This window comes from Acinetobacter sp. TSRC1-2 (assembly GCF_049895885.1).
GTDB lineage: Bacteria > Pseudomonadota > Gammaproteobacteria > Pseudomonadales > Moraxellaceae > Acinetobacter.
The window spans coordinates 157,282-179,449 of sequence record NZ_JAFCTF010000001.1; the positions used below are offsets into that span (position 1 = coordinate 157,282).

Sequence of the window (22,168 nt, forward strand, 5' to 3'; positions counted from 1 at the left end):
AGGCAATGACTGATCATACCCCAACGGATACAACATACCGCTTATTGAAATTTCTAAGTCGACAACCGATTCAAGTTTCTAGATTTATCGCTCGGATGTTAGCTGGGTTCGTCAATTTTTTAAAAATGTCAAAAACCTCAAATACGATTCGTCTTAATCTTCAAATTGCTTTGCCAGAATTGACCGCCGCGCAACATGAAAAGATCATTCCAAAGGCGATTCATAATGAGCTGACTTCATATTTCGAATTTTTTAGTATTTGGGGTGCAGACAACCATAAAAATATTGCACGCATTCATTCAATTACCGGTGAGCAGATACTTCAAGATGCGCTTAAAGCACCTAAAGGGCTGGTACTGATTGTCCCGCATTTTGGTACATGGGAAATCATGAATGCTTACTTGGCTCAATTCGCACAAATGACCATTCTATATAAACCAGTCAAAAATGAATCTGCCGACCAATTTGTCCGTGAAGCCCGGAGTCGTGAACAAGCCAATTTGGTGCCTACCGATGAATCGGGGGTAAGACAAATTTTTAAAGCGTTAAAACAAGGCGGTACCACGGTAATTCTGCCCGATCATACCCCGAATGTGGGTGGAGATATGATTCCTTATTTTGGGATTCCTCTGGCCACCAGTAATTTAAGTGCCAAACTGATTCAAAAAACCAAAGCTAAAACTTTATTTCTGTATGCACTTCGTAATGACAATCAAGGTTTTGATATGCACATTGAGCCTATTGATGAGCGCATTTACCAAGGGAATGCCAATGAGGGTACTGGTGTTATTTTCGAAGCCATCGAAAATTTAATTCGTCGTTATCCAGAACATTATCATTGGAGTTATAAGCGCTTTAAAGCCAATCCAGAACTAGACAAGGTTTATCATTTAAAAACAGATGAAGCACTAAAAGTGGTTGCTGAAGTTCGAGCGAAAGCAATTCAAGCTGAAATAGTTTAATGCTTTAACCATTGCTGTGAGTCACGTTCGAACTCAGTGGCCATAATGTTTTTATGTGTTGAAAACCGAATACTGCCTTGCTCTACAGTAGTCAATAAAGGAATTTTTAATTCTTTTAAGCGCGACTCAACCCTTGGACTTGGATGTCCATATCGGTTATTAAAACCTGCCGATGCAACAACCACTTTTGGATTTAATTGCTTTAAAAAATGATAGGCTGAACTATGCCGGCTGCCATGGTGGCCCAAAACCAAAACATCGACTTTTAAATCAGGGTATTGCTGTAAAATCTGATATTCAGTTGGCCAGCCGGCATCTCCCATCAGTAGAAAATTTTGATAAGGTTGTGCATTTGACACCTGTAAATAAACCACACAGGACATCTCATTTCTTTCATCTTTGGCATTGACCAACTGCTCTGTTTTTGGTGACAAAATGGTCATTTTTACTCGATCACTCCATTGCCACTTTTGACCTTGATGACAATAATCAAACTGACTGGAATCAGCGACTTCAACCTGTTCATTTGAATAGACTTGCTTGATCGGCAAAGCATGTTTGATCGACTCATAACCACCTTTATGATCCTGATCTAAATGGGTCAAAATCAATTGATTCAACTCATTAACCCCATTTACCGATAAAAAGGGCAAAATGATTTGCTTGCCGACACTGAATTTGCCTTCATCATAATTTCCGCCCATATCAACCATCATTGTCTGGTCCTGATCCCGGATAAAAATCGCTTGTCCTTGCCCAACATCCAATACCGTTAATTCAAACTCATTCCTATTGGAGTCGATCATGATTAGAGGCACGAAACATAATACCGACCAGGTTTTTGGCACCACCCCACGTGGTAAAAACAGAATCATTAAACCCAAACATAAAATTAGCCAGACCCAAATATTCATGGCAATCGGTTGTAATACGGGTGAAAAAAGTTGATCTAAACTGTGCATGAAGATAAGTAAAGCTGAAACACACAAATCATTGATTTGAAAAATCAGACTTCCCAAAGGTTCAAAAATGAAATAGCACAACGCAGCGATAACATCTAAAGGAACAATCACGACACCAATCCACGGAATGGCAAATAAATTGCTCAATGGCGTAATCCATGCCACCTGTTTAAAGAAAATCAGCATCAAGGGAAATAACGCCAAAAATATTTTCCATTGTGATTCGATTAAAATTTTAAGTTGGATTTTAATTGCTTGAGTCTTGGTCTTGATTTTTTCAGCATGACTTTGCTGTTGCACGGTTTGATAAATACGCAGCAACACAAAGCAGGCACCATAGGACAACCAGAAAGCAGCCGATAAAATACTGAATGGATCGAATATTAATAAAATTGAAGCACTTAATAATAGAATACTTAAAGGTTGAACCTTCTGTTTGAACAGTAGAAATCCACTGATCAACAAACACGTAAGCAAGGTTCTTAAGGCGGGAATTTCAAAACCGACAAAAGCACAATACAGCAGGACACAAATACAAAAAGGTACAATCAATAAATATTGTTTCGGCCACTTTAAATAAACTTGCGGACAATAACGGCGAATAAGTTGATGTAAAGTCCAACAGAAGAGTAAAGCAAAAATCAGCACATGCGGCCCTGATATGGCTAGTAAATGACTCATGCCAAAACGCTGAAATAATTGTTCAGTTTCCGGCTGGAGTAAACTTTTATCTCCTGTTAACAACGCTAGAAGTAGCCCTTTATGTTGCAGCGGGTGTTTCTGAATAAAATTGCGTAACGCTAAACGTTGCTGTTCCATCCACAGCTGGATTTGATTCGAAAAAGAATGCTGTTGCCTTAAATATCGGCCATAACCCAAGGCATAAATATCCTGTTCAGACAGCTTTTGCACCGAGGTCACCTTAAAGCCCGACATAATATTTTGCTGGAGATACCATTGCTCTTGATCAAAGACACCTGGCGTTGCATAACTATGCGCTGGCAGAGTTTTTCCTTGCAAGCGATAATATTGACCCAGTTCAATTACAGATTCTGAACCAGTATCTATTTTATTTTTTAAAAATGCCTGCCATTGCACCACTTCGGCATGTCGATTCAGTACCTGTATTTTTTGCTGGATGGATTGTTCACCCAATTCATTTAAGTTTTTAACATGAACAACCACTTCAATTTGTTCAGGCTGCTTTTCTCGAAACTGTAAACGGTCATTCAGTTGATGGTAGGCATAGCTATAGCCCAGCGTGACGCCCAGGCTGAATCCTACACAGAGCTGTAAAAATTTGAACCACAAAGAATGAACTTGTTTTAATACAGACAGCTTTAAAAACCAAGACAGAATGAAAACAGCAAGACACGGAATCAGCAACGACTGTAAGATCGGGAAAGTTTTTCCCATAGTCGCAATACCGATTACCCAACCCAAACACATTAATTGAATCATTATTTTTATAAGTTTTTTTATTTTCCGCCATATTAAAGCCCACCGCAGTGAGCTTCAATCATTTTTTAAACTTCTCGATCAGCGTCTAGGCATCAATCCAGATTCCATCTTGCATATGCAAAATAGAATCGCCTGCCTGAGCCAGTTGTTCATCATGGGTCACAATCAGCATCGCCATATTGAACTCGCTACGTAATTCACTCAGCAGTTCAAAAATTTTCACTGCGGTTTTACGGTCTAAGTTCCCAGTCGGCTCATCGGCCAGCATCAGTTCAGGCTTCGCCACCAAAGCACGCGCCAAAGCCACACGCTGACGTTCACCACCAGACAACTCGCCCGGTTTATGAGTCATCCGATGCGACAATCCTACGCGATTTAGCAAGTATTCTGCCTGCTCCTTAGATTGTTTGTAGGTCGTTCCTGCGCGCAGCATCAGTGGCATTGCGACATTTTCCAAGGCGGTAAATTCAGGCAATAGATGATGGAACTGATACACAAAACCCAAATGCTGGTTCCGTAAATACCCCCGTTCAGCTTCACCTAAAGTATCAAAGCGCTTGCCATTTAAAAACACTTGTCCTTCTGTCGGGCAATCCAGTCCACCCAACACATGTAACAAGGTACTTTTACCTGAGCCACTTGAACCTACAATCGAGACAAACTCACCGGCTTTGACTTGTAAAGACAAGTCTTTAATCACTTCAACCGTGGTTTTTCCATCAGTAAAACTTTTCGAGATATTTTTCGCTTCGAGGACAATATTACTCATAACGTAAGGCCTCTGCAGGTTGCGTTTTCGCAGCACGGAAAGCTGGATAAATTGTCGCAAGGAAGCTTAAAAGCAATGATAAACACACAATCACCACTACATCTTGCCAACGTAAATAAGATGGCAGGTAATTAATGAAATAGGCATCAAACAGGTTCAAACCAAATGTGGTATTCAGCCAGCCAATCACATTACTAATACTTGAGGCAAAGATAATTCCGAGAATGGCACCAGATACGGTACCAATTACCCCAATGATGGTTCCTTGCACCATAAAAATTCGAGTAATGGTTGAAGGTGAAGCACCTAGGGTACGCAAAATCGCGATATCGGATTTTTTGTCTGTCACTACCATTACTAGTGAGGACACAATGTTAAATGCCGCGACCAAAACAATAAGGAATAAAAGCAAGCTCACCATGGCTTTTTCCATCTGAATCGCACTAAACAAATTCCCGTGGGTAAAAGTCCAGTTGGATGCATAGAAATTGCTTGGTAAGTCTTTGACAATATCATCCGCCACTTCTGGTGCAAGGAAGATATCATCCAGTTTTAGACGAACACCTTGCGCGCCATCAGGTAAGCGTAACAAGGTCGAAGCATCATTTAAGGCGATATAGCCCATCATTGAATCTACTTCTGCCCCAATACTAAAAATCCCGACAATTTTAAAACGCTTGAAACGTGGCACTACACCGGCAGGTGAAGGCGTTGCTTCAGGAAGTACTAAAGTGATATTGTCATTCAAGCCTAGACCAAGCGAATCCGTCATTTGTTTACCTAAAACAATGCCAAATTCACCTTTTTTCAGGCTATCAATACTACCTTCGATCATATGGTTCTGGATAATCGAAACTTTCTTTTCATATTCAGGTTCGATCCCTGTGACCATGATGCCAGCCACCTGCCCTTGTGCTGTCAGCATCCCTTGTAATTGGGTAAAGGGTGCTACGCCTTTGACATGCTCATGTTGTTCAACTTTTTTTGCAAGTTCTGGCCAATTTGTTAAAATTTGTGTTGAAGAAACAGTAGCTTGAGGTATCATTCCTAAGACGCGGTTTTTCAGTTCTCGGTCAAAGCCATTCATCACAGATAACACCGTAATGAGTACAGCCACACCTAATGTGAGACCGATCATAGAAACCAAAGCAATAAAAGAAATAAAGTGGTTACTACGCCGTGCGCGAGTATATCTCAACCCTATGTACAGCGAGATTGGTTTAAACATACCATTTAGTCCGAGGAATAATTATGGAAAATTCACAGCATCAAAGCGGCAATATGGAACGTCGCGTTATGTCGCGTATAGATGCTGCCTTGCGAATTAATTATCAGATTATTTCTGATGATGTCGCACTTAATGACCCTTACGATCCTAACTTTGTTTTGCCACGCTATTTTCTACTACTCGCAGAATTAGATCAATTTGATCACGCAATAAACTACGAATTAGAACAATTAAATGAAAGAGATCAACAAATTGCTCGAATCTTATCCTTATTCAATCAAAAATTAAACCTTATTACCGGTTCTTTGTACGACGCAATTGTACAATCCATGTTACCTGTTCCGGAAAATGTCAATTTTTCAGAAACCGGTTTCAGTTTCTTTGGTGATCGCGCTATTCAGGAAGGAACTTATATTCACGTGACCTTAAGCCATCCTGAAAATTTCTTTCATATCGCGGCAACCGCACAAGTGGTGTATAGCCGTGAAGAAGACAATGGCAAATTCCGTACCGGTGCCTATTTCATTACCTTGCATCCACAAGATCGGGTGAAACTTTCTGAATGCGTATCGTTGACCAAAAATAAAGATTGATAACTTAAGAGCCAGATTTAATCTTGTGGGCGAGGTTTCGACTCGCCTTAATGTCACGGTAAAAATAGATAAATAAACCAAAGATTAAGACAAATGCACCGACAAAAATCATCACCGATAATTTTTCATCATTTAGTAAGGCACCAAATAACAGTGCCAACATTGGAGTCAATACAGTCGTCAGCGATAATGTCGTCGCCTTAATATTCTGTATGAGTTTAAAATAACAGATCATGGCGACTACCGAGGCCATGATTACTGCATAAAACAGGCCTACCAAAGCTTTGGTATCTGGAATATGTGTAGGCGCATGCTGCCAGATAAACGGCAACATTCCCAAAGCAAACAGTGCAGAGACTAAAATTGAACCGGTAGCTTGGGCCATAGGTTCTAGCGGTGCATTAACTTTTTTGACCCAGTAAATTGAAGAGCAATAGACGAATACACTGATCAACATTAGCCCGATTCCTATCGGTTGGATATGATGATCACTCCCACCCAAGCAAATAATCGCTAATCCCGCTACTGCAATGAACATGCCTACCCATTGCAAACGATTCAAATGAATTTGAAAGCCAAAATGTCCAATTAAGCCCGCCATGATCGGAGCCAAACCGAACATTAAAGCTATAATCCCTGAACTTAAATATGCAGCTGCCAAATAGGTAAAAAATTGCGATCCAATAAAACTACAGGCACCGGCGATATAACTGTGGACTGAAATTTTATCTGTTGGTAATTTCACCTTAAGTAATAGCAACAAGCTGAATGCTAAGGGTAACGCAATCAGAAACCTCAATGCTAATGCCCACATATTATTTAAATCTGAAACACTCCAGACAATTGCCAGTGGTGTCGTGGCCCAAATAAACACCAATAAAACATAGGTTGAAACAATATTGGCTTTAGAAGGCATATCAAGCTCGGCTTAGTGGGCAGTTTTACGTTTTTGTTTTTGGATGGTTTGATCGAGTGAGCTAGAAAATTCACGTTTATCGCGTTCGGAAATTGGTGGAGGACCACCCGTGTTAACTCCTGCTCCACGTAAAGAATCCATAAAATCGCGTAAATGCAGACGGGCTTTGACATTGGCCGTGGTATACACTTCACCCCGTGGATGAATCGCAATTCCACCCTTTTCAATCACCAGAGCCGCAAGCGGAATGTCTTGGGTCATCACAATATCATGCTCTTTCATGCGATCTATGATTTCTTTATCAGCCGCATCGGCCCCGCTCATCACCTGAATGGAATTGATTCGAACTGAAGGGGTAATGCCTACATTTTGATTGGCAACAAAGGTAACTTCTAACTGATAACGATCTGAAGCGCGAATAATGACTTCACGTAGAATTTTAGGTAATGCATCGGCATCGACCCAAAGTTTAAATGGCAGCACAAAGCATCCATAGCAAGAAAATATGAAGAACTAGTTTAACAAATTCGTGTGACAAGATGATGGATAAATCCATTTAGTGAATTGCCCACTTTGAATTTGAATAAGATGAACTCATTTTTAAGCTTAGTTTCTATTAGCAGTTCTCTCTTTCACTGAATATTTAGGCCATTTCTCATGGTTTAATGGTTAAATTTAGCCACATGACTTGAAATTTTAAAATAACCCTCGATTTAATATACAAATACAACCCAACATCAATTGTGAATATGAAAAATCAAAATAGACCAGAAATTATCACCATTGAAGATCAAAACTTTGGCAGTCATGTCGAACACTGGAATTTACTCACAGACAATCCCACTACAGACGTACCGAAATGGCTTGGTTTAGCATTAAATGCACCGGTTATGCCTATGGGTTTATGTGCCGAAGAATGTGATATGGACGAAACGGCATGGCTAATTCAAGGACCCCAAAAAGCCGCAGTGCAAATGAATCAGGTTATTGCAGTTGAAAATAACAAGCCACAAGCGGTGAAAACTGCTTTTCCAAGTTTCGAAGGCCCCTATAAAGTCGATGCCACAATTGAACGAATTATTAGCTGTAAATCAAATACCCAGGCTGTTTTACGCTTAAACCTAGGCGACAATACCATTGTTTATGCTTTTGATACGCTCTATAGCGTTAACCATGCACACTATGAAAAAGGTCAGACTTATCTTGCCCAGTTAAATGCTTGGGCTTATGAACTGGAAGTGGTTTCAGACCACGAACAACTGGTGGTCGATGATCCTGCCTCAATCAAACACCACCGGGCTTTAAACGATATTTTAGCAGCCAATGACGGCGTTGCCCCACCGAATTTACAAGAGCAAATTGATGCTTGGGAACCTAAATCGGAAGATGATATAGAACCTGTCACCGTCGATTTTTCAAAAATGGTGGCCTATCTGTATGGCGAAAATATGGGGCAAGAAGATGAAGCCTGGTTCCAGGGCAATATTGTCGGTAAAACTTCAATGTCATTTATGGATCAAGATTACACCCTTTATGACGTTGCCTTAATTCATGATGAAAATCAGGAAGCCACTTTAATCCGTATTGCGACCAAGAATGCCGCCTATAAAGATTTTCAGATTGGTCAATTTATTCGAGGCAATTTGTGGATTCAAGTGAATATTTATTCTAAAAAATAATCAGCTATAAACAGCAGCTCAATATTGTGATGATCAATATCATGGTTTAGCTGCTGTTTTATGTCATTTTTTATTATCTCATCAACTATTAACTTTTGATTTACTCACAGCTCGACATTATATTTAACCTTTTTAAATTCAATTAAAAACACAGTTATCCACAATTTAAATTCAAATTTTTATATTTAAAAAATACGTTCTCCATTATATTTTAGTGATTAATTTTTAAGCTTTTTATCCAATTCCCCCTTTGATTAAGAAGAAGCTGAGAATAAATGAGATATTTCTTTCGATAAAATAAATATTTTAATTGCATATTTTTATTTAGTACTTTATTTAATCAATTTTTTATGCTAAAAATGCAAATTACAAATAGGAATTAACGATAAATAAATCGGAATAGAGCTTTCCATGAAAATCGTGCAAGAAGAAAATATACAACAAGTTGAACATCAACTTGGAAAACGCTTCCAGTTAGACACCAACTCATGCTTATTTTTTGTATTAGGCATGTTTATGTCTGCCTATCTTTTACATCACTTTATTCTTTAAGCTTATTATTCTTTATGCTCATTTTAATGCCTTATTTTTAACAAAATTCTTTTTAATCAATATAAAGCCCATCATGTAATTAATACTAATCAGTTAAGGGGTTTTACCATAAACTCCTTAGCTTCTGGCTCATTCACAGCGGAGTTTTATCTTTTCAAATCTAATATTTGGAGCTCGTTTGTTCCCTGCGAAGCTTTGCTTCTCATTAGCCAAATGATAAGCCTTAAAATATATTTTGTGTTCACAAGAAAAGCATCTTGCAAAGACTCTAAGTAATTTATTTAAAGTCTTTTCATCGCAAAACTCGTCCACTGCGTAAATTAAGAAAAATTGCAAAAACTGTATTTTTTAAATTTAGTTTTGCTTTGCGCTGTAAACAAAGTATGGCTTTGTTCTTGCTCAAGTTACGAATGACGTTCCGCGTATCAAAAAATGATGAATTCAACATAAAAAATGCCAGTCAATTTCTTAACTGACTGGCATTACATCATGTGATGGGCTTTTTAAGCTATATGCTTTAACCATTGCGTTTTGCAAAGTCATCCATAAAGTTCACTAGGGCTTGTACGCCTTCTAAAGGTACGGCGTTATAAATACTGGCACGCATACCACCGACTGAACGGTGACCTGCCAAATTAAGAAGATGATTTTGTTCAGCTTCTTTCAAGAATAATTTATCTAGATCAGCATTAGCCAAAGTAAATGGTATGTTCATGATTGAACGATTTTGTTCCGCAATCGGGTTCGCGTAGAAATCACTTGCATCAATATAACCATAAAGCAATTTGGCTTTTTCAAGGTTTACTTTATGAATGGCTTCAACACCACCATTTTCAAGTAACCATTCAAATACCAAGCCTGACAAATACCAAGCATAAGTTGATGGTGTATTTACCATTGAATCATTTTTCGCCTGGGCAGAATATTTCAGAATGCTTGGAATTTCAGGTTTGGCTTGATCAAGCAAATCTTCACGAATAATCACTAGAGTTAAGCCAGCAGGACCAATGTTCTTTTGAGCACCTGCATAGATTAAACCAAACTTGGACACATCAATCGGTGCTGAAAGAATGCTTGAAGATAAATCAGATACCAATGGAGCCTTTACTTCAGGAATGCCTGCAAATTGAATACCGCCAATGGTTTCGTTATCTGCATAATGCACATAAGCCGCATTATCAGACAAGTTCCACTGGCTTTGATCCGTAATCGCTAATTTACCATTAATGCTTGTGCCCGCTTCCACGACATTGATGTCGCCATAGCGTTGTGCTTCTTTGAGCGCTTTTTCAGACCAGATCCCGGTATGGATATAATCTGCTTTATTATTTTTACCTAACAGGTTTAAAGGAATTGCAGAGAATTGAAGTGAAGCACCACCCTGCAAGAACAATACCTTATAGTTCTCTGGGATGTTCATCAATTTGCGTAAATCTGCTTCTGCTTTTTCTGCCACAGCCACATAGTCACTACTACGGTGACTCATTTCCATGATCGAAAGACCTTTGCCATGCCAATCGAGCATTTCAGCTTGGGCTTTTTCTAAAACGGCAGTCGGTAATGCAGCAGGGCCAGCACAGAAATTGTACGCGCGCATGATTTTTCCTTTCAAAGTGAAACACAATAAAATAACGGCATTTAACCACAGATAGCCTGTGCTTGCAGTAAATTATCCTGAAAATATTTCAATGCTGTCGGACATTTAAAGTCAAAAGTTCAATAAAGAGCTGTTGTTGTTTTTGCTTTAGTGATTTCAAAAAACGTTTCACCCGCGATTAAATAACTGACTTTATGCCCAATTAAAGCTGGACTCAGAATCACAACCTAAATAAATGTAGCTAAAAATTAAATCAATCGTCTTGGCAATTTGAAGATTTCCAAAGGATAACTTTGAGTGTTACAACTCAATCAGTCGAGCGTGTAACCAAATTGCTTCATCTTAAATTGACTGATGAAACCTGACGTCTATGACCAGTTTGCAAATACTTGATTAGTCCAAGTCAATCTGCTCGTTATTTTAATATTTCAAAATATTGACTGTGTATAGAAAACTTAAAGGATTTTACTAAAAGCACGCAAGCAAAAAATCAATTCAGAACATTCTGTTTTGTCTATATTTAGATTTCTTTTTATGCGATAACTATATTTTTATCGCATTATTATGCGAAACCAGTCTGATCTGAAAAATAAATAGTGCTTAATATACAAATGCATATTAAACAATATATTGACCAACTTTAAAGACATCCTATTTTTAAGCGATGTATAATTTATTACAACGATGTTGAGAGCCGAATCTATGTTACTGAATTTGACATGGGCACAAAAAAATCTAGACCAGACCATCAAAACGCTTATTAAAATTACTTTATTTTCTAGTTCAACTTTTTATACGACAACGGTATTGGCTCAAAACATCAGTTATGCACAAGCTGAACAATTGGTTTTAACGGATTCATATAGCACCCAAGCCAATCAAGCCTTACAACAGGCTTCAAAACTTGAAGCAGAAGCAGTAAGAGGTTTGGGGTTGCCACGTGTCGATTTAAATGTACGGGCTTATGCATTTCATAATGAAGTAGATATTCCGCTCGATTCATTTAAAAAAAATTTGGAACAAACGCTCTCTCAAGGCATTAATGATCGTATTAATCAAGAAAACCTTCCTTCAGGAATAGCTGATCCTTTAAAACAAGGTCTTAATCAAACCATTCATAGCGGTGTGGGTCTATTTCCTGATTCAGCCAATGTGATCTTAGAAGATCAAGTGATTCGTCCCACAATTTCAGTATTAATGCCGCTTTATACTGGCGGACTCACTTCAAGTGCCAAAGAAGTGGCCAATATTAAAGCACAACGTAGTCAGCTCAACACCCAACAGCAACAAGATCTACAACGTTTTGAACTGATTCAGGCTTATTTTAATACTCAATTGCAAAAGCAATTACTCGATTCAAGCCATTCCAACTTTAATGCCATGCAAACCCACTATAACAATGCGCTAAAACTGGAAAATCAGGGTTTTATTAGCAAAGGGCAACGGATGCAGTTTGAAGTGGCAAAAAATAATGCGCAGCGGACTTACCAAAATGCTGAAGCCAGTCTCAGATCGAGTCTTTTTCAACTGAATAATCTTTTGCAAAGCAGTCAAATCACAGACTTGAGCACCCCTCTCTTTGTAAATTCTACACAAAGCCAATCATTAAGTACCTTGCTGAAAACCTATCAGGATCAATCTTCCCTGATTCGTAAAATGCAAATAGATACTCAACTGGCCAATGCCAACGTCAAAGCACAAAGTGCAGCGAAAAAGCCCAATCTTTTTGCCTTTGGTGAATATAGTCTGGATGAAAAGCAAAACTGGATTATTGGTGTGGTGGCACGTTACAACCTGTTTTCAGGGGTCGATAAAAATAAAAATATTCAGGCTGCCGAATTACAACGCTATGCTTCTGAACTGATGACTGAACGCAGCAAGCAGGAAATTGAAAATATTATTTATAAATCGTATAGCGAAGTGACCACCGCACAGCAAAGTCACCAGTTGCTACAGCAAAATATGAAAGCTGCTCAAGAAAACCTGCGTATTCAAACCCTGTCTTTTAAAGAAGATATGGGTACAGCCACCCAAGTCATTGATGCACAAAATACTTTGAGCGGATTGAAAAGTGAAATGGCGCTGAATGCTTATAAATATGTGATGTCTCTGGCAACTTTATTACAAAGTCATGGCTCAATTAATCAATTCCAAAGCTATGTCAATCAAGCTCAAACTTACTATATCCGTTAATTTTTGATGGGGAAAAACATGAATCAAGATCAAAAAAAGTCTGATCAAGATGTAGAAAACACCTCATCGGACGGAAGCTCTACAGATACGTCAGCTCAAAGCAGCAAGGTAGATACGCAAAAAATCGCTGAACAGCAAAGCAATACAGATCATGAATTTTTCAGTTATTCAGAACAAGCTCCGACCCGTGAAGATCCTGCGCCAAATTCAAAAAAGTCAGCGGGTATTAAAGTTGTAGGCATTATCGGTCTGATTCTACTATTAGGCTTGATTGCTTTCGGTTTATGGAAAAGCTATCAACCGAAACAAGTTGAACTGCAAGGTCGGGTTGAAGCGGAAACCATTCATGTCAGTACCAAAGTGCCGAGCCGCATTGAAGACGTCTATGTTCACGATGGCGATAAAGTCAAAAAAGGTCAGCAATTGGTGCGTCTATTTAGCCCTGAAATTGAAGCAAAAAAACAGCAGGCTCTCGCTTCTTTGCAATCTGCCCTTGCCTTGCAATCCACTGCTGATCGGGGTTCGCAGCAGGAAAATATTGACACGTTGTATGCCAACTGGCAAAGCCTGAAAGCGCAACAGGCTTTGGCTCAAACCACATATCAACGTGGGGCAAATTTGTTTAAAGAAGGCGTGATTTCCCGACAGCGTCGTGACGAAATGCAGGCCGCAGCAGTTTCAGCCAGTCAAATGACTGAAGCAGCATATCAACAATATGCACGTGCAAAACGTGGCAGCACACCTGAACAAAAATCTTCAGCCAATGCCCAGGTCGATATTGCCAAAGCAGCAGTTAGCGAAGCCAATGCCTTGGAAGCTGAAACCCAATTGCTTTCCCCAATTAATGGCACGGTTTCTAAAACCTACGGCAAAGTCTCTGAATTGGTGGCGATGGGTGTACCCGTAGTCAGCATTATTCAGGATGATGATTTATGGGTGAGCGTGAATGTCCGTGAAGATTTATATGCCCAAATTTATAAAAGCAAAAGTATAGAGGGCTTTATTCCGGCCTTAAATCAAACAGCCACTTTTAAAATTAAAAATATTGATGCTGAAGGTGAATTTGCCACCATTAAAACCACACGCCAAACCGGTGGTTATGACATTCGCAGCTTTAAAGTTCATTTAGCACCAACACAACCGATTGCAGATTTAAAAGTGGGTATGAGTGTGCTGTTTAAAATTAAAGAGCCGAAATAATGTGGTCTGGCATGCTGCGTGAACTGCGCTATTTACTGAACAATAGGTGGGACTTGTGCTTAGTCACACTGGCCCCTTTATGTATGATTATGTTGTTCAGCAGCATGTTTTCTCAAGGAAAGCCTGAACATTTACCCATTGCAATCATTGACCAAGACCAAAGTGAACTCAGCCGGAATATTGAAAAATATGTCAGTCACAATACCGCTTTAGAAATTGCAGTCATTTCGCAAAGCCCCGATGACGTCGAAAAGCTACTCAATCAAACTAAAATTTGGGGCTATATTTCTATCCCGGCTGGTGCTGAACAACGACTGGTTCAAGCCAAAGACGCCGAAATTAGTATTGCCTTCAATCAAAGCTATTTTAGTGTAGGAAATTCAATTTCCTCTGCGATGCTGGTCAGTACCGTAGAGGCAATGACCGATTTTACCGGACACAATTATCTGGAAAATAAAATTCCTTATGTGGATGCCCCGACACCAAATGTCAAAATATCACCTTTATATAATCCGGGTTTAAGTTACGAGTTCTACCTAGAACCGTTTATGATTCCTGCGATTTTGCATTTATTGCTGTGTTGCTGTGTAGCTTTTGCAGTTGGACAAGAACTGAAATTTAACACCACAGCACAATGGCTCAGCCAATCCCGTATTTTTAAGGCATTGCTATCCAAAAATTTAACCTATGTACTGATTTTTACCGCATGGACTTGGGCATGGATGTTCTGGCTGATTGAAATCCGCGGCTGGTTTGTTGCAGGTTATTTGTGGGTAATGCTACTCGGACAGTTTCTCTTTTATAGCGCTTATGCTTTTATGAGTAGTACGGTGGTTTTAGCCACTCGTGACTTAGCCAAATCTTTCGGTTTCATTGCAGTATATGGTGGCTCTTCCTTAAGTTTTGCCGGAGTCACTTTACCTTTAAATAATGCGCCGCTTTTTACCCAATTCTGGGCCAATATCATTCCCTACACCCCTTATGCAAAATTACAAACACAACAATGGGTGATTGGCAGTCCTGTATCCATTTCATTGTTACCGCTTGCAGTATTGGCTATCTATTGTCTGTTCTATTTTGGCATTGCCTATTTCTTCCTGACTAAATATGTAAAGGGAGTTAAAGCATGAAAAATAGCATCAAAGACTTCCTATACTTTTATTTCAAAACCTTTAAAAATATTGTGGGTAATAGCTCGATCTTTACTACCTTGGTTTTATCGGTCATTTTGTATAGCTTCTTCTATCCCACCGCCTATAAAGCCGAACATGCCGAGTCCTTACCAATTGTGATTGTGGATGAGGAACAAAGTCTGATCACATCAAAAATCATTGGCGAAGTTTCTAAAAGCCCGAATGTGAAAATCAAGGCCGTCACAGGTAATTTTGCTGAAGCGGAAATGATAGTGAAGACCCAGCAAGCAGATGGTATTTTGCTTTTGCCAGAAAATTTATCCAACAGCGTTCGTCGCGGAGAAGTCGGAGGCGTTGGCTTATATTTAAGTGCAGCCTATTTTTTAAGGACCAAACAGATTGGTTTAGGGATTGCCACCTCTATTGAACATGCGATTGCGGAACAGGCTCAAAAATTTGGTAATATTTCCCATTTCTCACCTGCGCTTTCCGTTCATCAAATTCCGTTATTCAACTCTATGTCCGGTTATGGCAGTTATATTTTTCCTGCAATTGCCCCCTTAATTATCCATCAGACAATTGTTTTAGGTTTAAGTATGCTGATTGCAGGTTACCGACTGCAAAACTGGCGACCGAACAAGACTGAATTTTTTGCGATCTTTAGTGCCATTTTAACCATTGGCTGCTTGGGTTGTTTCTATTTATTTGGTTTTACTTTTTGGCTTTATGATTATCCACATGGTGGAAATTTCTTTGGCATGCTGATTGGCGTACCGATTTTTATCAGTTGCGTGATTGGTTTGACCATGGTCATCGCCTCCTTTTTTGATATGCCTGAACGTGCAGGCCATGTGATTGTCTTCACTTCTATTCCGCTGTTTTTACTTTCAGGAACAGCTTGGCCACATTCAGCCATGCCTCCGTGGATGCAATGGTTGGGAAATATTTTACCTTCGACCCAAGGTATTCAAATGTTTATTCAATTAAACCAAATGGGCGTACCTTTAAATATCGTGATTCCGAAAATGATTTATCTGGCGACCGTTGCAGCCATATTATTGGTTTGGGGATATTTCCGACTGACCCACGACCATAAAAAATCATGATCTAGCGTTATATTGCATAAGATTAGTAAATAAAACTTAACAAATAGATCGAATATCCAACTAAAACTGAAAGTTTTTTAGCCTATTGAACAGATTGTGAAGAAAAAATATTAGATTGCCTGCTGCAATCAATGCAAAATAGCCCTTTGCTCATATTCCATGAATATTTTTTATATTATTCATTCCCATGCTCCTATTAACATGTCTTTATGATGTCGACAGCGTTATTACAGCATTTTTTTCTTTAAATATTTGATTTTAAGGGCTTAGCATGAAGAAGATTAAGATTAGTCTTGCTTGGCAAATCGTTATTGCGCTCATTTTAGGTGTGCTTGTAGGCTCTTTTCTACATTATTCTCCCGAATATCGTGAAACTCTGATTAATAATCTGCTGAGTCCTTTGGGTTCAATCTTTATTAATTTGATTAAAATGATTGTGATTCCACTTGTAGTTTCAATGCTGATTTTAGGTATTGCCAATGCAAGTCATGGTCAAAATGTAGGTAAGCTGGGTTTCAAAACGATTGTTTATTTTGAAATTATTACCACAGTTGCGATTATTGTTGGTCTCGTTGCAGCGAATGTGTTCCAGCCGGGTGCCGGTATTGATATGTCGAGTTTGACGCAAACTGACATTTCTCAATATCAGCAAACCACACAAGAAGTGAGTAGCCATTCTCATGGTCTGGTTAATACCATTTTATCTTTAATTCCTTCCAATATTTTTGGATCACTGACTGATGGGCATATGCTGCCAATCATTTTCTTCTCTGTGATCTTCGGTATTGGTTTGGGGTCGTTGGCTAAAGAGACCAGAAAACCACTGATTGATGTGTTGCATGCTATTTCTGAAACCATGTTCAAAGTAACGCATATGATTATGCTTTTTGCACCTTTTGGTGTATTTGGCTTGATTGCGGTAACCGTTGCGAACTTTGGTTTTAGCTCCCTTCTTCCATTAGTGAAGTTGGCTGTTTTAGTTTATGGCGCTATTTTCTTCTTCATCTTTGTCATTTTAGGACTTGTTGCTAAATTCTGTGGTTTCAGCATTTGGGAAATTATTAAAATTCTAAAAGATGAACTGATTCTGTCCTATTCCACTGCCAGTTCTGAAACCGTCTTACCGCGTATCATGGAAAAAATGGAAGCGTACGGTGCACCTAAGTCGATTACCAGTTTCGTGATTCCAATCGGTTATTCATTTAATCTGGATGGTTCGACCTTATATCAAAGTATTGCGGCTATTTTCATTGCGCAACTTTACGGTATTGATTTGAGTATGACTCAGCAAATCATTTTGGTTCTTACCTTAATGATTACTTCTAAAGGAATTGCTGGTGTTCCGGGTGTGTCTTTCGTGGTGCTGTTGGCGACATTGGGTAGTGTGGGCATTCCACTTGAAGGTTTGGCATTTATTGCGGGTATTGACCGTATTTTAGATATGGCACGTACTGTTTTAAATGTGATTGGTAACTCGTTGGCTGTTCTTGTGATCAGTAAATGGGAAGGCCAATTTGATGCTGAAAAACAAAAAGATTATCAAATTGAAATGAAACAAGCTGCCTAATTCATAAAAATCAAAAAAGGAAGCTTCGGCTTCCTTTTTTATGTCTTAAGCTTGCAAGCTAAGTCATTAATAGCTGCCTGAACGACTAACCATGAAATATTTGTCGTATCTTTATCAGGGTTAAACCTATTCATCATTTGTTCGTAAGGATGAATCAAGTTTCTAAATTCCCTCAAAGAATGAGAGAACTTTTTAACATCAATATCTACCCGTCCTCCTTGATGAGCTACATCTATCATCTCTGCTAACTTCCAGTCAGCAAAATGCTTAGTTTTCCCATTTTTATCTTTTGGGGCACAATTTGCCTTATTTGCTTCAATCATATTTTTCTGACATACACCTAATAAAATACCTTCAAGCATGCTTCCCATTAAAATTACTGCTGCAAGATGAGCATTAGCATCAATACATTTCTGAACTTCATCCCATCTACTTTTTAATATTTCTCCCACACCAACTTCAAGCCCTAAAGCAAGGAAATTTGGTGCAGGTAAGGGTTTTAGTTCTCTTTCTTTTTCTAATTTGCTTTCATTAAAATCTATTTGAATCTTTCTAAACTTAGGTTCAATACCTTCTAGATATATTTCAAAGCCTTCGACATATAATATGCTATTTAGAGTTTTTAAAGCTTTAAAAACTCTTTCCTTATCTCCGGCATACTCTCTTGGTGATGCAAGTCTTTTCAGTACATTAGCTAATTGATCTTTACCTATTCCATTTATTTTTCTAAAACCCATCGAGAACGTGGTGATCCATCATGAACAAACGGTAAACCTACATTATGAAAAACTGAGTTAATTGGGAACTTTTTCTATATTCAGGATGTAACTCTAAATTATTTCCACAAATAAACTCTGCTATTTGTTCCAATGTCTTTTGATCCATATCCCCACCGTTTTAATCTTTATTAGATTATCTTCTTTTATAAAAAAGAGCGCCTAAGCGCCCTTCTTTTTAAGTCAAAACTTATTCTTCGTCAGAATCTCTTAAATCTGATTCACTTTCAGCTTCATCAGCAATCGTTTCATCATCAACCAAAATTTCAGAATCAATCAAAGCTTCAGAGGCAACAACTTCTTCGCCTTCAACTCCTTCAATAAACTCTTCTTCTTCAACGGCTTCAACAGAAACAACACCGACCAAGACTTCTTCATTGCCTAAACGGATGAGACGAACGCCTTGTGCATTACGACCTGTTGTAGCAACTTCTGAAGCACGTGTACGAACCATCGTACCCCCATCAGAAATCAACATCAGCTCTTTGCTTTCATCAATGGATACTGCACCGACCAATTCACCGTTACGTTCAGATGTTTTAATTGCAATCACACCTTTACCACCACGTTTTTTGGTTGGGAATTCACCCACCGGGGTACGTTTACCGTAACCGTTGGCACATGCACAAAGCACCTCGCCAGTTTCCGGTACCACCACCAGTGACACGATACGGCTGATTAATGCCGAATCTGAAGTATCTTCATCATCTGAATCTACCTCAGTTTCCGCATCTTCAAGCAGCGCGGCTGCACCGATGGTCACGCGCATACCGCGTACACCTTTGGCAGAACGACCCATTGAACGAACATCAGTTTCTGCGAAGCGAATTGCTTTACCTTCATTTGAGAACAACATGATTTGCTGTTCACCATCGGTAATTGCAACACCAATTAAGGTATCATCGCCATTCAGCTCAATCGCACGTAAACCATTTGAACGAACATTACTAAACTGTTCAAGCTCTACACGTTTAATCGTACCGTACTCGGTCGCCATAAACACATAGAAGTTTTTACGAACTGCTTCAGCTTGCTGTGCAAAGTCAGCAATGATTTCATCGTCCAGATCAGTCGTAGAAAGCTCGACACCCAATTGTTTCAATTGAATACGTAATGCATCAGATAAGTCGTCTGCACCATCCTCAAGCTCGGCTAAAGCCGCTTCAAGTTCAGCAAAATGCGAATTGATGACTTCATTTTCTTGAAGTTTCGCAGCATTGGCTTTTACAAATGCCTGGAAATCGACCAGACGGTCTTTAAATTTCTTCGGTGCATCAATTACAGGCAGAATCGCTGTAATAGTTTCATTGGCATCTAGCGGCAACAAGTTCACCATTGGGCGACCTTTTGCACCACGAGACGCTTGTGGCACTTCGTATACTTTCAGACGATAGACTTTACCGACATTGGTAAAGCATAGAACTGTCGCATGGTTTGATGTCACAATCAGGTGTTGAATGTAATCATCAGTTTTCATTGAAGTTGCAGACTTACCACGACCGCCACGACGCTGAGCGGTATAGTCAGACAATGGTTGAGTTTTCGCATAACCTGTTTTAGAAACAGTCAGTACCATTTGCTCTTCAGGAATCAAATCTTCACGAGAGAAATCGATACGTGATTCAACAATAGATGTTTTACGTCCATCACCATATTGCTGAATAATAAGTGCCAACTCTTCACGAATGACGTTCATCAACAAATTAAAGTCATTCAAAATGGCAGTATATTCAGCAATTTGCGCTAAAATTTCAGAATATTCAGCATGCAACTTGTCTTGTTCAAGACCGGTTAAGCGATGTAGACGTAACTCTAAGATTGCACCGACCTGAGTGGGTGAAAGACGGTAAATACCACCATCAAACCCATACGGCTTAGACAGGTCTTCGCCTTCAATAATTTCAGGACGTACAGAAACTGAACCTGCTTTTTCAAGCAATGCAACCACACCACCAGCAGACCACTCACCCGCTTGTAAACGCTCACGTGCCTCAGCCGGATTGGCAGAAGTCTTGATGGTTTCGATAATGGTATCAATATTTGCCAGAGCAACCGTCAAACCTTCCAAGATATGACCGCGTTCACGCGCTTTGCGTAACTCGTACATGGTACGACGTGTGACCACTTCTTGACGGTGACGGATAAACGCCGCAATGATGTCTTTTAAGTTCATCAATTTCGGCTGACCGTTGTCCAGACAGACCATGTTGATGCTAAACGAGTTTTCAAGTTGAGTGTTCTGGAACAGGTTATTTACAATCACTTCAGCGTTTTCTCCACGCTTCAGGTCAATTGCAATACGCATCCCGTCTTTATCAGACTCGTCACGAAGTTCCGAGATTCCTTCAAGTTTTTTCTCTTTGACCAGTTCAGCAATACGTTCAATGGTTTTTGCTTTATTGACTTGGTAAGGAATTTCAGTAAATACAATGGTGGTACGACCGTTCTTCGGATCTTCTTCGAAGTGATATTTACCACGAATATGCAAACGGCCTTTACCGGTACGGTAAGCATCCACAATACCCGATTTGCCGTAAATAATACCGCCTGTAGGGAAGTCTGGGCCAGAAATATGCTGCATCAAACCTTCGATGCTGATATTCGGATCATTAGCATAAGCAAGGCAAGCATTCACAACTTCAGTCATGTTGTGCGGCGCCATATTGGTCGCCATACCCACCGCAATACCGGTAACGCCGTTAACCAGCAAGTTCGGTACGCGGGTCGGCATGACTTGAGGAATACGCTCAGAACCGTCGTAGTTGTCTTCCCATTCGACTGTATCTTTTTCCAAGTCAGCCAAAAGTTCATGCGTGAGCTTACGCATACGTACTTCGGTATAACGCATTGCCGCAGCGCTATCGCCATCCACAGAACCAAAGTTACCCTGACCATCGACCAATTGATAACGCAAGCTAAATTCTTGTGCCATACGAACAATGGTTTCGTAAACAGCTGAGTCACCATGCGGGTGATATTTACCGATTACGTCACCCACCACACGGGCAGACTTTTTATACGCTTTGTTGTAGTCATTGCCTAACTCGTGCATAGCGAAAAGCACACGACGATGCACCGGTTTTAAGCCATCTCGCACGTCTGGTAATGCACGAGAAACAATAACACTCATGGCATAGTCGAGATATGAGCTTTTGAGTTCATCCTCAATGGCAATCGGTCGGATTTCCGATAGGCTCATGCATACTCCTTATTACAAACAGTATTTGGAACTGCTCGTTTTATATAATCAATCTAGCAAAAAATTAACTCAAAACAAGCTGAGTTAAAGTCTAAATACAGCCGTAAATTATAGCATAAATTCTCTTATTTTTGTCTCTTATCAAGCCTCTTAATCTTGTTAATTTTCTTCAATTTATCGTTTATTTTTTAATCTTTTTTATTTGTATGATTTTTATGTGAATTAGTTCATTTTTTCGTACTGTTTAATTTAAATCAAGACAGTCTATTAGCCCA

At 39.4% G+C, this 22,168-nt stretch carries 17 protein-coding genes; 9 read left to right on the top strand and 8 right to left on the bottom strand.

Features of this window, described 5'->3' with window-relative positions; genetic code table 11:
- The first annotated feature begins 5 nt into the window (after window positions 1-5).
- Complete coding sequence (locus tag ACP69Y_RS00780; protein ID WP_425915289.1) at window positions 6-962, top strand: lysophospholipid acyltransferase family protein; 957 nt, start codon at window positions 6-8, stop codon at window positions 960-962.
- Here the strand turns inward: ACP69Y_RS00780 and ACP69Y_RS00785 are convergent.
- The 3 genes from ACP69Y_RS00785 to ACP69Y_RS00795 form a co-directional block, all read right to left on the bottom strand.
- Window positions 959-3,385, bottom strand: coding sequence for a DNA internalization-related competence protein ComEC/Rec2 (locus tag ACP69Y_RS00785; protein ID WP_425915291.1), 2,427 nt, complete (start codon window positions 3,383-3,385; stop codon window positions 959-961). The two genes, ACP69Y_RS00780 and ACP69Y_RS00785, sit on opposite strands and share 4 nt — an antisense overlap.
- An 85-nt stretch (window positions 3,386-3,470) precedes the next feature.
- The gene (gene lolD / locus ACP69Y_RS00790) at window positions 3,471-4,154 is read right to left on the bottom strand and encodes a lipoprotein-releasing ABC transporter ATP-binding protein LolD (RefSeq protein ID WP_425915293.1); all 684 of its coding nucleotides are present in this window, start codon (window positions 4,152-4,154) and stop codon (window positions 3,471-3,473) included.
- A complete protein-coding gene (locus tag ACP69Y_RS00795; RefSeq protein ID WP_425915295.1) occupies window positions 4,147-5,382 on the bottom strand; it encodes a lipoprotein-releasing ABC transporter permease subunit in 1,236 nt (411 codons plus the stop codon). Before ACP69Y_RS00795 ends, lolD begins: the two co-directional genes overlap by 8 nt.
- Window positions 5,383-5,405: 23 nt before the next feature.
- Between ACP69Y_RS00795 and ACP69Y_RS00800 the strand changes: the two genes are divergently transcribed.
- A complete protein-coding gene (locus tag ACP69Y_RS00800) occupies window positions 5,406-5,975 on the top strand; it encodes a PilZ domain-containing protein (RefSeq protein WP_425915297.1) in 570 nt (189 codons plus the stop codon).
- A 4-nt stretch (window positions 5,976-5,979) separates the two neighbouring features.
- On the opposite strand, the gene ACP69Y_RS00805 is transcribed toward ACP69Y_RS00800, so the two are convergent.
- Together ACP69Y_RS00805 and ACP69Y_RS00810 are read right to left on the bottom strand one after the other, a co-directional pair.
- A complete protein-coding gene (locus tag ACP69Y_RS00805) occupies window positions 5,980-6,891 on the bottom strand; it encodes a DMT family transporter (protein ID WP_425915299.1) in 912 nt (303 codons plus the stop codon).
- 12 nt (window positions 6,892-6,903) lie between these two features.
- Window positions 6,904-7,374 (bottom strand): YaiI/YqxD family protein, encoded by a 471-nt coding sequence (locus ACP69Y_RS00810; RefSeq protein ID WP_425915301.1) that lies wholly within the window; start codon window positions 7,372-7,374, stop codon window positions 6,904-6,906.
- A 266-nt stretch (window positions 7,375-7,640) separates the two neighbouring features.
- On the opposite strand from ACP69Y_RS00810, the gene ACP69Y_RS00815 reads away from it, so the two are divergent.
- Both ACP69Y_RS00815 and ACP69Y_RS00820 read left to right on the top strand, forming a co-directional pair.
- Window positions 7,641-8,570 (top strand): hypothetical protein, encoded by a 930-nt coding sequence (locus ACP69Y_RS00815; protein ID WP_425915303.1) that lies wholly within the window; start codon window positions 7,641-7,643, stop codon window positions 8,568-8,570.
- Window positions 8,571-8,981: 411 nt separating this feature from the next.
- Complete coding sequence (locus tag ACP69Y_RS00820) at window positions 8,982-9,122, top strand: hypothetical protein (protein ID WP_425915305.1); 141 nt, start codon at window positions 8,982-8,984, stop codon at window positions 9,120-9,122.
- A 517-nt stretch (window positions 9,123-9,639) separates the two neighbouring features.
- Here ACP69Y_RS00820 and serC read toward each other — a convergent pair.
- Window positions 9,640-10,719, bottom strand: coding sequence for a 3-phosphoserine/phosphohydroxythreonine transaminase (serC, locus tag ACP69Y_RS00825; RefSeq protein WP_425915307.1), 1,080 nt, complete (start codon window positions 10,717-10,719; stop codon window positions 9,640-9,642).
- A gap of 702 nt (window positions 10,720-11,421) precedes the next feature.
- Here serC and ACP69Y_RS00830 point away from each other — a divergent pair.
- The 5 genes from ACP69Y_RS00830 to gltP all read left to right on the top strand — a co-directional run bounded on the left by ACP69Y_RS00830 (window position 11,422) and on the right by gltP (window position 17,918).
- Entirely contained in the window at window positions 11,422-12,912 is a 1,491-nt protein-coding gene (locus ACP69Y_RS00830; protein ID WP_425915309.1) for a TolC family protein, read from the top strand.
- An 18-nt stretch (window positions 12,913-12,930) separates the two neighbouring features.
- Window positions 12,931-14,112 (top strand): HlyD family secretion protein, encoded by a 1,182-nt coding sequence (locus tag ACP69Y_RS00835; protein WP_425915311.1) that lies wholly within the window; start codon window positions 12,931-12,933, stop codon window positions 14,110-14,112.
- Window positions 14,112-15,242 (top strand): ABC transporter permease, encoded by a 1,131-nt coding sequence (locus tag ACP69Y_RS00840; RefSeq protein WP_425915313.1) that lies wholly within the window; start codon window positions 14,112-14,114, stop codon window positions 15,240-15,242. The genes ACP69Y_RS00835 and ACP69Y_RS00840 overlap by 1 nt, the downstream gene beginning before the upstream one ends.
- Complete coding sequence (locus tag ACP69Y_RS00845; protein ID WP_425915315.1) at window positions 15,239-16,351, top strand: ABC transporter permease; 1,113 nt, start codon at window positions 15,239-15,241, stop codon at window positions 16,349-16,351. The genes ACP69Y_RS00840 and ACP69Y_RS00845 overlap by 4 nt, the downstream gene beginning before the upstream one ends.
- A 271-nt stretch (window positions 16,352-16,622) precedes the next feature.
- Window positions 16,623-17,918: a glutamate/aspartate:proton symporter GltP gene (gene gltP, locus ACP69Y_RS00850; RefSeq protein ID WP_425915317.1), complete on the top strand. Its 1,296-nt coding sequence runs from the start codon at window positions 16,623-16,625 to the stop codon at window positions 17,916-17,918.
- Window positions 17,919-17,956: 38 nt separating this feature from the next.
- Here gltP and ACP69Y_RS00855 read toward each other — a convergent pair whose 3' ends face one another.
- A complete protein-coding gene (locus tag ACP69Y_RS00855) occupies window positions 17,957-18,655 on the bottom strand; it encodes a hypothetical protein (protein WP_425915319.1) in 699 nt (232 codons plus the stop codon).
- A gap of 229 nt (window positions 18,656-18,884) precedes the next feature.
- Complete coding sequence (gene gyrA, locus ACP69Y_RS00860) at window positions 18,885-21,893, bottom strand: DNA gyrase subunit A (protein ID WP_425915321.1); 3,009 nt, start codon at window positions 21,891-21,893, stop codon at window positions 18,885-18,887.
- Window positions 21,894-22,168 lie beyond the last annotated feature (275 nt).

Bases quoted from the DNA above. Each gene is read 5' to 3' on its own strand.
- ACP69Y_RS00780 (WP_425915289.1), top strand. From the start codon at position 6: ATGACTGATCATACCCCAACGGATACAACATACCGCTTATTGAAATTT.
- ACP69Y_RS00785 (WP_425915291.1), bottom strand. From the start codon at position 3,385: ATGATTCAATTAATGTGTTTGGGTTGGGTAATCGGTATTGCGACTATG.
- lolD (WP_425915293.1), bottom strand. From the start codon at position 4,154: ATGAGTAATATTGTCCTCGAAGCGAAAAATATCTCGAAAAGTTTTACT.
- ACP69Y_RS00795 (WP_425915295.1), bottom strand. From the start codon at position 5,382: ATGTTTAAACCAATCTCGCTGTACATAGGGTTGAGATATACTCGCGCA.
- ACP69Y_RS00800 (WP_425915297.1), top strand. From the start codon at position 5,406: ATGGAAAATTCACAGCATCAAAGCGGCAATATGGAACGTCGCGTTATG.
- ACP69Y_RS00805 (WP_425915299.1), bottom strand. From the start codon at position 6,891: ATGCCTTCTAAAGCCAATATTGTTTCAACCTATGTTTTATTGGTGTTT.
- ACP69Y_RS00815 (WP_425915303.1), top strand. From the start codon at position 7,641: ATGAAAAATCAAAATAGACCAGAAATTATCACCATTGAAGATCAAAAC.
- ACP69Y_RS00820 (WP_425915305.1), top strand. From the start codon at position 8,982: ATGAAAATCGTGCAAGAAGAAAATATACAACAAGTTGAACATCAACTT.
- serC (WP_425915307.1), bottom strand. From the start codon at position 10,719: ATGCGCGCGTACAATTTCTGTGCTGGCCCTGCTGCATTACCGACTGCC.
- ACP69Y_RS00830 (WP_425915309.1), top strand. From the start codon at position 11,422: ATGTTACTGAATTTGACATGGGCACAAAAAAATCTAGACCAGACCATC.
- ACP69Y_RS00835 (WP_425915311.1), top strand. From the start codon at position 12,931: ATGAATCAAGATCAAAAAAAGTCTGATCAAGATGTAGAAAACACCTCA.
- ACP69Y_RS00840 (WP_425915313.1), top strand. From the start codon at position 14,112: ATGTGGTCTGGCATGCTGCGTGAACTGCGCTATTTACTGAACAATAGG.
- ACP69Y_RS00845 (WP_425915315.1), top strand. From the start codon at position 15,239: ATGAAAAATAGCATCAAAGACTTCCTATACTTTTATTTCAAAACCTTT.
- gltP (WP_425915317.1), top strand. From the start codon at position 16,623: ATGAAGAAGATTAAGATTAGTCTTGCTTGGCAAATCGTTATTGCGCTC.
- ACP69Y_RS00855 (WP_425915319.1), bottom strand. From the start codon at position 18,655: ATGGGTTTTAGAAAAATAAATGGAATAGGTAAAGATCAATTAGCTAAT.
- gyrA (WP_425915321.1), bottom strand. From the start codon at position 21,893: ATGAGCCTATCGGAAATCCGACCGATTGCCATTGAGGATGAACTCAAA.